The following is a 969-nucleotide window of genomic DNA, read 5'->3' as shown; positions in this document are numbered from 1 at the left end:
TTTAAAATTTATATTAACCTAAGCTCATTAACCCCAGGTAAAAGATTTTTTTGCTGCATTATTCCATAGAAGAATTCTAATCCAGATTTTACATCGTTCAAATTAACATTATATTCTTTGACATCAGCCCCTATTGTACCCTTAATAACATCCTCCTCTATATTGGCATTCTGGATTTCCCTCATAAGTCTTATATCCTCAGGCAAAATTTCATCCATGTGTTCCTCCGCATATTTCTTGCTTTTATTATAAAATTCTTTGAATTTCAATGCTGTTTCCTCGCCCAGATCAGAATTAATAACAACCATTCCCATTGGCATCGGTTTGTTCCCTGATAAATTCTTCCACATATCCCACATGCTAACAATTCTTTTCGGGGTTATTCCCATCTTTTTTAGATCATACATTGCCTTTAACTCATGGACAGCAACCATAACACCGTCCTCATTAACCATGGCATTAATCTCATCAAGAACCCTGTGAACAACAACCAGTTTTTTGTATTTGCCTATAAGCAATTTATACAAATTAAAGGCGGTGGTGTTTAACCCGTGAACAATAATCTTTGAGTTTGGAAGGTCATCCATGGTGATGTCATCCACTGAGAGTACGGGCATGCCTGTAATACCATCAACTGCCGAGGCAACTGCACTTGAAAGTATGTAATAATTATTCTGTATATATGGATAAAGTGCGGCTGAGGGCACAGATATATCAACCTCCCTTTTAACAACCTTATCATTTACCTCCTGAACAGTTGGTATAAACTCAAACTCTATATCAAAATCTGCCGGCCTGACCTTACCAAGTATCATTGGGATAAATGGATAAAGGTCTCCGGAATCTGCCAGTGCTCCAATTTTTATTGTTTCCATAATTAAATATGGATAAACTTTATTTAAATTTTTATTAGAGTTGAATGAATATTTTTATTTAATATTTAAAATAAAAATTATGAAACACATTATA

At 34.5% G+C, this 969-nt stretch carries 1 protein-coding gene; it reads right to left on the bottom strand.

What is annotated here, in order from left to right; genetic code table 11:
* Nucleotides 1–8: 8 nt before the first annotated feature.
* Nucleotides 9–875, bottom strand: coding sequence for an MqnA/MqnD/SBP family protein (locus tag AOG55_RS00155; RefSeq protein ID WP_054963780.1), 867 nt, complete (start codon nucleotides 873–875; stop codon nucleotides 9–11).
* Nucleotides 876–969: the final 94 nt, after the last annotated feature.

It is taken from the genome of Acidiplasma cupricumulans (assembly GCF_001402935.1).
GTDB lineage: Archaea > Thermoplasmatota > Thermoplasmata > Thermoplasmatales > Thermoplasmataceae > Acidiplasma > Acidiplasma aeolicum.
This window is presented reverse-complemented; position numbering and strand designations above follow the sequence as displayed.